We start from the raw sequence: 11,504 nt of genomic DNA on the forward strand, positions 1-11,504 counted from the left end.
TTAATAAATCCTCAAAAATTTAGACGATAATGAAGTTTTTTTTGCATTATCTTTTATAAATTCGTTTTAAAATTAGACGATTATGAGTTTTGGAATTGAAGCAGCAAGTTACTATGTGCCATCTTTGTATTTGGAAATTAAAGACTTAGCAGAAAAAAGAGGAATAGAACCCGCAAAATTAGAGAAAGGTTTAGGACTACATAAAATGGGATTTCCGGATGTTCATGAAGATGCTGCTACTTTTGCAGCAGAAGCTTTATTAAAATTAATCAAAGATTATCAGATCAATCCCAAAGAGATTTCAAGGATATATTTAGGTACAGAAAGCGCAATCGATGCCGCAAAACCCACCGCTTCCTATGCAATGCAAATGGTAGAAAAAGTTTTGGAAGCTGAGTTTGGTGAAAGATGTTTCAAAAACTGTGATGTAGTTGACATGACTTTTGCCTGCATTGGTGCAGTTGATGCACTTCACAATTCTTTAGATTTTGTAAGAGTAAATCCCGCGAAAAAAGCTGTTGTCATTGCAAGTGATTATGCAAAATATGAATTGGCTTCTTCCGGAGAATATACTCAAGGTGGCGGAGCGGTTTCTCTTTTGATTTCTGCAAAGCCCGATCTTCTGGAAATTGATAACGAATGGGGAGTTGCAACCGAAAGTGTTTTTGATTTCTTCAAACCGAGACGTCATTTCAAAAAAGAAGATTTAACAAATGCTTCAGAAAATTTTCCTGATAAGATTGAAATTTTTACCGATGAGCCGGTTTTTGACGGACAGTATTCTAACCAGTGTTATCAGGACAGAATCAGAGAAGCATACAACCATTACAAAGAAGTTTCCGGAAAAGAAAAACCTTATGAAAACTGGAAATATCTTATTTTTCATCTTCCGTATGCTTTTCATGGGAAAAGAGTTTTTACTGAAATTTACAGCTTAGAAAATGGTTTAAATTATTCAACTCCAGAAGAACAAAAAGCAGTTGCAAAATCTGAAGATTATCTGAAATTTATCACTGAGAAAATTGAGAAATCACAACGTGCGTCTTCGGAAATAGGAAATATGTATACAGCTTCAATTTTTATGGCATTACTTTCTGCATTACAGGTTTCATTTAATGAAAATCAAGAGTTAGGCGGAAAAGAAATCGGGTTTTTAGGCTATGGAAGTGGTTCAAAATCAAAAGTTTTTGCAGGGAAAATTTCTGAAAACTGGAAATCGGTTGTTAAAAAATGGAATTTATTTGAAAAACTAAATGATCGTTTAGCCATCGACTTTGATACCTACGAAAAACTACACAGAAAACAATTGGAACATTCTGTAAAATCAGATTACTCTGGCTTTGGATTACAATCTGTGGAATTGGAAAATCCAATTCTAGTGGGGGCAAGATATTACGGTTATAAAGATTAAAAAATTAGAAAGCATCTCATTTTTTGGATGCTTTTGTTTTCTAATTAATTTCTGCTACTTAAAATTAATAGGAATACTGTAATAATTACAAGCAAAATACACAAATTCAAAATCAAATTTCCTTTTTTAGTCATTTTAATTCCGAACAAAAACTCAATTATTTTTTCTGGAGGAACCATTGTGTAATAGATTAATAAGTAATAATCTTATTCTGATAACTCTTTGGTGTCACGCCAACCAATTGTTTAAAAACCCTCGTGAAATAATTCGTATCAGAAAATCCCGTCTGGAAAGCAGTTTCCTTGATGCTGTTGTTTAATGCTAAAAGTTCTTTGGCTCTGTTGATGCGTTCCTGAAGTATAAAATCGTTGGGTGAAGTTCCCAATTCATCTTTAAACATTTTAAAGAAATTAGATTTGCTTACATAAGCCAGTTTCGCAATACTGTCAATAGAAAGTTTTTGATGAAGATTCTTTTTGATGTAATCTACCACAAAACCGATTCTTGATTTATTTTTAGCTAAATTTTTCTCTACCATACTTCTTGCCTGTGTTTGCATGAGTCTTATTAAAAGTTCTTTTAAAGCGAAATCAGCCATGATATCTTTTTGGCAATTATCATCCATGGCGATTCTCATAATATTGTTCGTAGCCGAAGCCAGTGATTGGTTGTTAAAAAGGAAATATTCGTCAAGTTGCAGATTCCATGTTGAGGTTTCGTCTACTTTTGCGAAATTATAATTAAGGTGATTGAGAGAGTCTTCAATAAATTCCTGACTTAAACTTAAAGAAATGCATTGCGATGGAGTTTCATCAGCTTCCGGAAAGTCGATGATCATCGTTTCACCGGGTGCAACCAAAATACTTTCACCCGGAAGGTAATCGAAATAGTTGGTCTTGTTTTCTAGCTTCATGTATTTTCTGCCTTGAAGCATTGCGGTAAAAGCAATATTGTCGAAATGAAGCTTAACGTCAAAGGCTGCTTTATGAGTTTCGTAGATGCTGAATTCGCAGTTGTTAAGATTAAATTTAGTCTGATTTTCAACTAAGTTTAGAAGCTGACTTTCCTTCTTTAATTCAGGAGTATTCAATAAAAACTTATTATCATTCATTTCTAAACTTATTTAGTTTGGACTTCTATCAAATATAGAAATTAAATAGCGATAATTTTGTTAATAAAATTATAAAAATCATTCTTCTGCACGATTTTGCAGTTTTTTTGTAGGATTTTGCTATCTGATTGTTTCTGCTAAGTGTAATTTGGTTGAAGATAAAAATCAAACAAAAATAATATGAGCACAGCAACAGAACAACAATCAGGTACAGTTTTACAATGGCCTGAGTTCAAAAATCAGTATGATAATTTCATTAACGGCCATTTTACTGCACCCGTAAACGGAAACTATTTTGATGTCATTTCTCCGGTTGACGGAAGAGTTTTTACAAAAGCGGCACATTCGTCAAAAGAAGATTTGGAATTAGCTGTAAATGCAGCCGAAACAGCATTTCAGACTTGGAAAAATACTTCATCAACTGAAAGAAGTGTTATTTTAAATAAAATTGCCGACAGAATCGAGCAAAATCTGGAATATTTGGCAATTGTTGAAACAATCGATAACGGTAAAGCGGTAAGAGAAACTTTAGCGGCTGATTTGCCTTTGGCAATTGATCATTTCAGATATTTTGCTTCCGTGATCCGTGCAGATGAAGGTTCGCATAACGAATTGGATAAAGATACTGTTTCGTTGATCGTTCACGAACCACTTGGAGTGATTGCCCAAATCATCCCTTGGAATTTCCCGATTCTAATGGCAGTCTGGAAATTGGCTCCAGCTTTGGCAGCAGGAAACTGTGTGGTTTTAAAACCGGCAGAAAGTACACCGATTTCTATTTTGGTTTTAATGGAAATCATTCACGATCTTCTTCCTGCAGGAGTTGTAAACATTGTTAACGGTTTCGGAGCGGAACTTGGGAGAGCTTTGGTGACAAATCCAAAAGTGAATAAAGCTGCTTTTACAGGTTCTACTGTAACGGGTCGTTTGGTCATGCAATATGCAACAGAAAATATCATTCCGGTTACTTTAGAATTGGGTGGAAAATCTCCGAATGTTTTCTTCAGTTCCGTAATGGATGCAGATGATGCGTTTTTAGACAAAGCTATTGAAGGCGCTGTTCTTTTTGCTTTGAATCAGGGTGAAATTTGCACCTGTCCGTCAAGATTATTGGTGCAGGAAGATATTGCAGATGCTTTCATTGCAAAAGTAATTGAAAGGGTAAAAGCCATCAAGGTAGGAAATCCTTTAGATAAAACAGTGATGATGGGGGCTCAGGCTTCAAAAATTCAGAAAGATAAAATCCTTTCTTATATCAAATTGGGCAAAGAAGAGGGTGCTGAAGTTTTGGTAGGTGGAGACGTAAATCATGTAGGAGAAGGTTTAGATGAGGGATATTACATTCAGCCAACGATTTTTAAAGGAAATAACAGAATGAGAATCTTCCAGGAAGAAATTTTCGGACCTGTTTTAGCGTTCACAACATTTAAAGACGAAGAAGAAGGTATAAAAATCGCTAATGACACAATTTACGGACTGGGAGCCGGAGTTTGGACGAGAGATGCACATCAATTATATAATGTTCCGCGTCAGATTCAGGCGGGTAGAGTTTGGGTCAACCAATATCATTCTTATCCTGCAGGTGCGCCTTTTGGAGGTTACAAACAATCGGGTATCGGTAGAGAAAACCACAAAATGATGCTGGATCATTACCGTCAAACGAAAAATATGTTGATCTCATACAACAAAAACAAATTAGGTTTCTTTTAATTATTAAATATTTAGGGCGTGTCCGTTTGCCTCATTTGCAATGAGGCAAGACGGTCAGGCTATCCAGGGCTGCACTTCGTTTCGGTGCTTTGCACCGGCTCGTTCCTCGCCGCCCTTCCTATCCTTCACGCAAAAGCTGTGTCAAAAACACGTCAATATATTTGGTTTATGTGAAGCCTGACAATGCTTGTTTTGTCAGGCTTTTTTTAACTTTACAAAACAAATTTGTAAGGGGTCTGTAAAAGATTAAACAATGTGAACTCTAATTTTTCAATAGAAAGCCGTTGAAAATAAGATATAAGTTTGTCATTCCGGAGGAATCTCGACACGAATTATTTTTATTGAACCTCTGAATCTCGGTTCCTTCGGAATGACAAATATGATCTTTGTAAGATTATAAATCTTATTTAATTACAAAAAGAATATCATTATGGAAACAAAAAAAATATCAAGACTCTCAGTCACAGAAAAAGCTCTCGAACTCATTTGGGACCTCGAAAAAAAGCATGGTGAACTGATGTTTTATCAGGCTGGAGGATGTTGTGAAGGAACACAACCGCAATGTTTTGAAAAAGGAGGTTACTTTCCAAGAATGAATGATGCAATGATCGGAACCATCAACGGACACGAATTCTGGATCGACCGTGATCTTTTCGAATATTGGCAATATTCACATTTCACTTTAGATGTTCTGGAAGGTTTTGGTCCGGGAGGATTTTCTTTGGAAACGCCTATGGGGAAGACATTTAAAGTGCATTACAAACTTTTCACGGCAGATGAATTGAAGAATCTGGAAGATGTTAAGAGAAGTGAATAACTTACTGATAGCTTTTAAACTGATTGTTTTTCTGAACAATAAAATTTAATTCTCTTTCAAAATCGTATTTACATCTTTTTATATTTGTTTTTAAAATAAAATACTGGCCGATTATTATCAATATTGGAATGACAATTAAGAAATAATTTTCGCTGTTTTGAATTTCTTGTGATGCGATAAAAAGGAAAAGAAGAATTCCTATAATAGAAGCTATAAAAGGATAAATGAAGGGAGTAAATTCTATTTTAATGACTGTTTTATTCTTTTCTTCTAAAATATTTCCTTTTATAATAGAACGATAAATATTAATATCAAATAAATGTTTTCTTCTTTTTATAATAAAGTTGTCTGCATTGATTAATCCCCTGTATTCAAATCTTGTAGGGATTCCATGATCCGGAATTAAAGATATAAAACTGGTATTTGTTTCATAGGTGATTTTTTTTAAACTTTCAACAAATTCAGATCTATTCATCTCAATATTGAAACTCAAATGATCATACAGTCCTATGTTTTTAAAAAATGAATCCATATAATAAATAATCAAACCTTCACAAACCGATTCACAAACATCGCAGCTACAATATCTCCAACCGCATTCAAAACAGTAGCTAAAGGATCAACCAAAGTTCCGATGATGATCACAGCAGGAACAGCTTCCTGTGGCAACTGATATACTGAAATCATCAACATTTCACCAATATAACCACCATTCGGAATTCCGCCGGCAACGATACTGACAAAAACAGTAATTCCTAAAGCTAACAAAAGATTTGATGGTTCAAAAAAATCTCTTCCGATAATCTGAAAAGCCACATAAATTTTGATAATTGACGACATTGACGAACCATTCTTATGCAAAGTAGTTCCAATTGGGATTACAAGATTGGCAATCGAACTCGGAATACCAATTTTAGAAGCAGCAACTAAATTCGTGGGCATTGTTGCGAAGCTGCTGCAGGTACTCAAAGCGGTTAAAGTTGGCAAGATTGCATTCTTCCAGAAATCTTTAATTCCGTTTTTTCGGTCGGCAATAAATGCATAGAGTGAGAAAAATACAAAGAAATAAATAATTCCTGCGATATAATATAATCCTAAAGGTTTAGCGTAAAAACCGAAAAGCTGAGGTCCTAAAGTTGCCACCTGATACGCAAAATAGGCTCCTAAACCAATCGGAGCGATTTTCATAATCATTAAAAGCAGTTCCTTCATCACCTCATAACCTGATGCGATAAAAATTCTGAAAGGTTTTCCGCTGTCACCGGATTTTCTTGCTGCAAAACCCGTAAGGAAAGCAAAAATCAAAAGCGCCAACATATTTTTTCGTGAAAACAACTCCGTAAATTCTCCTACTGTGAAGAAACTAACAATCCGGTCACCCCAATTTTCTTCTTTACTTTGCTCGATCAGCATTTCCGAGTTTCCTGAAATTGATGAAACAGGAAATAAATAAACCATTCCGATTGTAAATATCGCAGCGATTAAAATGAAGAGTAAAAAGGTAAAAGACATGGTGAAAATGATCTTTCCAAACTTCGACTGCTGCTCTAGAGACGCTATGGAATTGGAAACCGCAAAAAATACCAACGGAACCACACTCACAAAAAGAAGATTCAGGAAAATGTCTCCCAAAGGTTTTATGTATTCCACAATCTGTGGCGAAACAATGCCGATAATGCTTCCGACAGTAATTCCTGCGAGCAAAAAAATGATTCCGGAATAGTTTTTTAAGACCTCTTTCATTCAGTGATTTTTATCAAAGATAGATTTATTTTTAACAATTTATTAGATTATTTTTTAGTCTAATTTCTTTAAATTTGAGTAAATATTCTTTTCTATGGCTTATATAGATTACTATAAAATTTTAGGTATAGATAAAAGCGCAACGCCGGACGATATCAAAAAAGCGTACCGTAAGCTCGCAAGGAAACTCCATCCCGATCTCAATCCGGGCGATAAAGAAGCTGAAAAGAAATTCAAAGAGCTCAATGAGGCCAATGAAGTTCTGAGCAATCCAGAAAATCGTGCTAAATATGACAAATATGGTGAAAACTGGAAGCATGGCGAACAATATGAAAGAGCTCAACAACAGCAAAGACAGCAATATCAGGGAGGGGATTCCGGAGGTGGATTTTCCGGTGCCGATTTTGGTGAAGGCGAAGATTTTTCAGATTTTTTCCAGAGTATGTTTGGCGGAGCAGGAGGTGGATTTGGAAGAAGCACAAGAGGAAGTGCTTCGGGGAAATTTAAAGGTCAGGATGTTCAGGCAGAATTGAATCTGAATTTGAGAGAAGCCGCAAAATCGCATCAGCAGACTTTTGATATCAATGGTAAGAAAGTAAGAATTACGATTCCTGCAGGAGTTTATGATGGTCAGCAGATTAAACTGAAAGGTCATGGAAATCCGGGTTTCAATGGCGGTCCGACCGGAGATTTGTATATCACGTTCAATATAATTCCTGATCCGAACTTTGAAAGAGCGGGAAATGATCTGAAAACCAAAGTCACAATTGATCTTTATACTGCAGTTTTAGGCGGAGATGTAAAAGTGGAAACATTGGAAGGAAGCGTTAACCTCAAAGTAAAACCCGAAACTCAAAACGGAGTGACCGTAAGACTGAAAGGTAAAGGTTTTCCCGTTTATAAAAAAGACGGCGAATTCGGTGATCTTTTTGTGACGTATGAAGTGAAGTTACCGACAAATCTTACGCAACGACAGAAAGAACTTTTTGAACAACTTAAAAATTCTTAAATCATGAGTGAAAGAATATCACGGGAAGAACTCGTAAAAATATACAATATAGAAATCACTTTTTTTGATGAACTGGTAGATAATGGTTTATTGAATGTAGAAACTGAAAATGAAATCCGGTATCTTTTATATCAGGATCTGCACGTTCTGGAAAGGTTTGTCAATTGGCACTATGATCTCGAAATCAATCTTCCGGGGTTGGAAGTCATTCACGATATGCTTCATAAAATGGAAGATCTCAGACAAAGAAATCGCGAACTGATGAATAAACTTTCAGCAATTAGTAATAAATATGCGGATAATTAATTTAGTTTTGTAAACTTTTAATATCCATACTATGTTTAAAATGAACGACGATAAAATCATCAATTTACACATCAACAGAAAAGATTTTGAAGAGGTGTATCTCCATGGAAATCAGGGAAGCCTGTTTTTCTCGCCTTCCGTAAAAGGAAAATTCATTACGACCGCAGTTGTTGCTTTCATTTTGGCGATATTATTTGTTTTTAAAGATGATTTGAGTAAAGAGAAATTTGGAATCTTATACTTTGTAAGCTTTCTCTTTCTGTTGTGTGCAGTGTACCTTTCTTTGGCGATCAACAAAGTTTCAAAATGGAAAAAAGAAGTGGTAAAATATCTGAAAACGCTTGAAAATGCTGAGATTTATCAAATTCAATTTAATGCGAAGGTTTTCAAAGTAAATCTTAATAACGAAAAAGAAACAAGCCTTTGGACAGAATTTTCGGCTGCTGAGATTGATGATAAATTTATCGCTTTAGAAGGAAAATTCAATTATATGTTTCCGAAAAAATCAATGCAACCTTCGGATTTTGATTTGCTGAAGCAGGCTGTGAAGAAGAATGTTCAGAAATAAACATTTACAGACAATAAAAAAAATCAGAGTGTTTTTACTCTGATTTTTTATTATTAAACTGATTACTAATTAATTTAAAAACTAATCTAACCAACCCATTTCTTTCATCCACTCATCGTTGTAGATTTTTCCTACATATCTTGAACCGTGATCGTGAAGTAAAACAACAATCACATCATCTTTTGTGAACTGATCTTTCATCTGAACCAAAGAAGCCATCGCACTTCCTGCAGAATATCCACAGAAAATTCCTTCTTCTTTTGCTAATTTTCTTGCATAGATTGCTCCATCTTTATCAGTCACTTTTTCGAAATGATCGATAACCGACATATCGTAGTTTTCCGGAAGAATATCTTCGCCAATACCTTCTGTAATGTAAGTGTAAGCATTTCCTAAATTGATCTCCCCAGTTTCGTGAATTTCTTTTAAGATAGAACCGTAAGTATCAACTCCGATTATTTTAATATTTGGATTTTTTTCTTTAAAGTACATTCCACATCCGGTAATTGTACCGCCTGTTCCTGCTCCAACTAAAAAGTGAGTCAGTTTTCCATCGGTTTGTTCCCAGATTTCAGGAGCGGTAGACTCGTAATGAGCTGCTCTGTTTGATAAATTATCATATTGGTTCACATACCAACCGTTTTCGGTCTCTTTAGCCAATCTTTTTGAAACTGAATAGTAAGAACGTGGATCGGTAGGTTTTACGTCAGTCGGACAAACGATAACTTCAGCACCCACTGCACGAAGAATGTCGCACTTTTCTTTAGATTGTTTTGCGTTAGTCACAAAAATACATTTGTAGCCTTTGATGATCGCTGCAAGAGCCAATCCCATCCCTGTATTTCCTGAAGTCCCTTCAATAATGGTTCCGCCTGGTTTTAATCTTCCGTCTTTTTCAGCATCTTCAATCATTTTCAGAGCCATTCTGTCCTTTACGGAATTTCCTGGGTTGAAAGTTTCTACTTTTGCAAGAACCAGTGCCGGGAAATCTTCTCCCAATACTTTATTAATCTTTACAAGAGGTGTATTTCCTATGGTTTCGAGAATATTTTCTGCGTATTTCATACTTGTTTTTTTTCTGCGGGGCAAAGATACGGCTTTCAATTGATTTTGAGGCAGAGGAGGTATTAAATGAATTACAAGGTTTAAATAACATATATAAAGATTCCAAATTATTTTTATTTAATTATGGTTAATAAATTTAATTAAGAATGATAAAAAAATGTGCTTCTTGTCGTCAAAATTCTGAGTAAATCTGCTAAACTCAAATATGAAAAAACGATTTTTCTCTCTCAATCAAAAACCGTATTTTTGCATATCTAAAAAGTAAAAGAAAGAATGAATTCCTACAAAAATCCATTGGAAGAGCGCTATTCGAGCGAAGAAATGTTATTTAACTTTTCACATAATAACAAATTCCAAAATTGGAGAAAACTTTGGATTGCCCTTGCTGAAATCGAAAAAGACTTAGGTCTTGACATCACAGACGAGCAAATCGCTGAGTTGAAAGCTAATGCTGAAAACATCGATTATGATAAAGCAGCAGAGTATGAGAAAAAATTCCGTCATGATGTAATGGCGCACGTTCACGCTTATGGTGACGTTGCACCTTCAGCGAAGGGAATTATTCACTTGGGAGCAACTTCAGCTTTTGTAGGAGATAATACAGATTTAATTCAAATCCGTGACGGACTTTTAATTTTAAAGAAAAAGTTGGTTAACGTAATGAAAAATCTGTCTGATTTTGCCATTCAATATAAAGATCTTCCAACGTTAGGATTTACTCACTTCCAGCCGGCTCAGTTAACTACTGTTGGAAAAAGAGCCACACTTTGGTTACAAAGTTTAGTTCTTGATATTGAGGAACTTGACTTCTTCCTTGAAACTCTACGTTTTAGAGGAGTAAAAGGAACTACAGGAACTGCTGCAAGTTTCTTGGAGCTTTTCAATGGTGATTATTCTAAAGTAAAACATTTAGATAAAGAACTTTCAAAAAGATTCGGTTTCGAAAAAGTTTTCGGAGTTTCTGGGCAGACCTACGATAGAAAAATTGATGCTAAAGTTGTTGCTTTATTAGGAAATATCGCTCAATCTGCACACAAATTCACTAATGATTTACGTCTTCTTCAAAATCTTAAAGAAATTGAAGAACCTTTCGAAAAAAATCAAATCGGTTCATCCGCAATGGCTTACAAACGTAATCCAATGAGAAGCGAAAGAATCGGAGCTCTAGCAAAATACGTAATGTCTTTGACGACAAGTTCTGCAATGGTGGCTTCAACTCAATGGTTCGAAAGAACTTTGGATGATTCTGCAAACAAGAGATTGACCATTCCACAGGCGTTTTTAGCGGTTGATGCGATTCTATTAATCTGGAACAACATCATGAATGGAATCGTGGTGTATCCGAACAGAATCAACAAACATATTATGGAAGAACTTCCTTTCATGGCGACAGAATATATTATCATGGAAGAAGTAAAAGCAGGAGGTGATCGTCAGGAAATCCACGAGGTAATCAGAGTTCACTCAATGGAAGCGTCTAAAAAAGTAAAAGAAGAAGGTAAAGAAAATGATCTGATCGAAAGAATCTTAAACGACCATTCTCTGAAATTAGATAAATCAAAATTAAAAGAGGTTTTAGATCCTAAAAACTTTATCGGTTTTGCACCAATTCAGACGGAAGAATTCATCGCCAATGAAGTTCAGCCGATCATTGATACCAACAAAGACCTGATAGGATTAGAAGCTGATCTTAAAGTATAAATCATATGCAGTCTTTTCGGCTGCATTTTTTACTTTGTTCAATCTGTGTGATTAGCAAAGTTT

The 11,504-nt window shown here is 35.2% G+C and carries 11 protein-coding genes; 7 read left to right on the top strand and 4 right to left on the bottom strand.

The window, feature by feature from the left end; all coding sequences use genetic code 11:
• Positions 1-82: 82 nt before the first annotated feature.
• The gene (locus K0R77_RS07620) at positions 83-1,411 is read left to right on the top strand and encodes a hydroxymethylglutaryl-CoA synthase (protein ID WP_300350684.1); all 1,329 of its coding nucleotides are present in this window, start codon (positions 83-85) and stop codon (positions 1,409-1,411) included.
• A 190-nt stretch (positions 1,412-1,601) separates the two neighbouring features.
• On the opposite strand, the gene K0R77_RS07625 is transcribed toward K0R77_RS07620, so the two are convergent.
• The gene (locus K0R77_RS07625; RefSeq protein ID WP_300350687.1) at positions 1,602-2,522 is read right to left on the bottom strand and encodes an AraC family transcriptional regulator; all 921 of its coding nucleotides are present in this window, start codon (positions 2,520-2,522) and stop codon (positions 1,602-1,604) included.
• 180 nt (positions 2,523-2,702) lie between these two features.
• Between K0R77_RS07625 and K0R77_RS07630 the strand changes: the two genes are divergently transcribed.
• Positions 2,703-4,232: an aldehyde dehydrogenase family protein gene (locus K0R77_RS07630; protein WP_300350689.1), complete on the top strand. Its 1,530-nt coding sequence runs from the start codon at positions 2,703-2,705 to the stop codon at positions 4,230-4,232.
• 430 nt (positions 4,233-4,662) lie between these two features.
• Positions 4,663-5,049 (top strand): DUF779 domain-containing protein, encoded by a 387-nt coding sequence (locus K0R77_RS07635; RefSeq protein WP_300350692.1) that lies wholly within the window; start codon positions 4,663-4,665, stop codon positions 5,047-5,049.
• A 1-nt stretch (position 5,050) separates the two neighbouring features.
• On the opposite strand, the gene K0R77_RS07640 is transcribed toward K0R77_RS07635, so the two are convergent.
• Together K0R77_RS07640 and K0R77_RS07645 are read right to left on the bottom strand one after the other, a co-directional pair.
• Positions 5,051-5,581: a hypothetical protein gene (locus tag K0R77_RS07640; protein ID WP_300350694.1), complete on the bottom strand. Its 531-nt coding sequence runs from the start codon at positions 5,579-5,581 to the stop codon at positions 5,051-5,053.
• 11 nt (positions 5,582-5,592) lie between these two features.
• Positions 5,593-6,792, bottom strand: coding sequence for a dicarboxylate/amino acid:cation symporter (locus K0R77_RS07645; protein WP_300350696.1), 1,200 nt, complete (start codon positions 6,790-6,792; stop codon positions 5,593-5,595).
• Between the two features lie 94 nt (positions 6,793-6,886).
• Between K0R77_RS07645 and K0R77_RS07650 the strand changes: the two genes are divergently transcribed.
• Genes K0R77_RS07650 through K0R77_RS07660 form a run of 3 tightly spaced genes read left to right on the top strand, consistent with a single transcriptional unit; the run spans position 6,887 to position 8,675 of the window.
• Positions 6,887-7,801, top strand: a complete 915-nt coding sequence (locus K0R77_RS07650) for a J domain-containing protein (RefSeq protein ID WP_300350699.1) — start codon at positions 6,887-6,889, stop codon at positions 7,799-7,801.
• A 3-nt stretch (positions 7,802-7,804) separates the two neighbouring features.
• A complete protein-coding gene (locus K0R77_RS07655; protein WP_300350701.1) occupies positions 7,805-8,107 on the top strand; it encodes a chaperone modulator CbpM in 303 nt (100 codons plus the stop codon).
• 40 nt (positions 8,108-8,147) lie between these two features.
• Positions 8,148-8,675 (top strand): hypothetical protein, encoded by a 528-nt coding sequence (locus K0R77_RS07660; RefSeq protein WP_300350704.1) that lies wholly within the window; start codon positions 8,148-8,150, stop codon positions 8,673-8,675.
• A gap of 81 nt (positions 8,676-8,756) precedes the next feature.
• Here K0R77_RS07660 and K0R77_RS07665 read toward each other — a convergent pair whose 3' ends face one another.
• Complete coding sequence (locus tag K0R77_RS07665) at positions 8,757-9,740, bottom strand: PLP-dependent cysteine synthase family protein (protein WP_300350706.1); 984 nt, start codon at positions 9,738-9,740, stop codon at positions 8,757-8,759.
• A 273-nt stretch (positions 9,741-10,013) separates the two neighbouring features.
• Between K0R77_RS07665 and purB the strand changes: the two genes are divergently transcribed.
• Complete coding sequence (gene purB, locus K0R77_RS07670; RefSeq protein ID WP_300350709.1) at positions 10,014-11,441, top strand: adenylosuccinate lyase; 1,428 nt, start codon at positions 10,014-10,016, stop codon at positions 11,439-11,441.
• The last annotated feature ends 63 nt before the right edge of the window (positions 11,442-11,504 follow it).

It is taken from the genome of Chryseobacterium sp. (assembly GCF_029240215.1).
GTDB lineage: Bacteria > Bacteroidota > Bacteroidia > Flavobacteriales > Weeksellaceae > Chryseobacterium.

Bases quoted from the DNA above. Each gene is read 5' to 3' on its own strand.
- K0R77_RS07640 (WP_300350694.1), bottom strand. From the start codon at position 5,581: ATGGATTCATTTTTTAAAAACATAGGACTGTATGATCATTTGAGTTTC.
- K0R77_RS07655 (WP_300350701.1), top strand. From the start codon at position 7,805: ATGAGTGAAAGAATATCACGGGAAGAACTCGTAAAAATATACAATATA.
- purB (WP_300350709.1), top strand. From the start codon at position 10,014: ATGAATTCCTACAAAAATCCATTGGAAGAGCGCTATTCGAGCGAAGAA.
- K0R77_RS07630 (WP_300350689.1), top strand. From the start codon at position 2,703: ATGAGCACAGCAACAGAACAACAATCAGGTACAGTTTTACAATGGCCT.
- K0R77_RS07620 (WP_300350684.1), top strand. From the start codon at position 83: ATGAGTTTTGGAATTGAAGCAGCAAGTTACTATGTGCCATCTTTGTAT.
- K0R77_RS07635 (WP_300350692.1), top strand. From the start codon at position 4,663: ATGGAAACAAAAAAAATATCAAGACTCTCAGTCACAGAAAAAGCTCTC.
- K0R77_RS07625 (WP_300350687.1), bottom strand. From the start codon at position 2,522: ATGAATGATAATAAGTTTTTATTGAATACTCCTGAATTAAAGAAGGAA.
- K0R77_RS07665 (WP_300350706.1), bottom strand. From the start codon at position 9,740: ATGAAATACGCAGAAAATATTCTCGAAACCATAGGAAATACACCTCTT.
- K0R77_RS07645 (WP_300350696.1), bottom strand. From the start codon at position 6,792: ATGAAAGAGGTCTTAAAAAACTATTCCGGAATCATTTTTTTGCTCGCA.
- K0R77_RS07650 (WP_300350699.1), top strand. From the start codon at position 6,887: ATGGCTTATATAGATTACTATAAAATTTTAGGTATAGATAAAAGCGCA.
- K0R77_RS07660 (WP_300350704.1), top strand. From the start codon at position 8,148: ATGAACGACGATAAAATCATCAATTTACACATCAACAGAAAAGATTTT.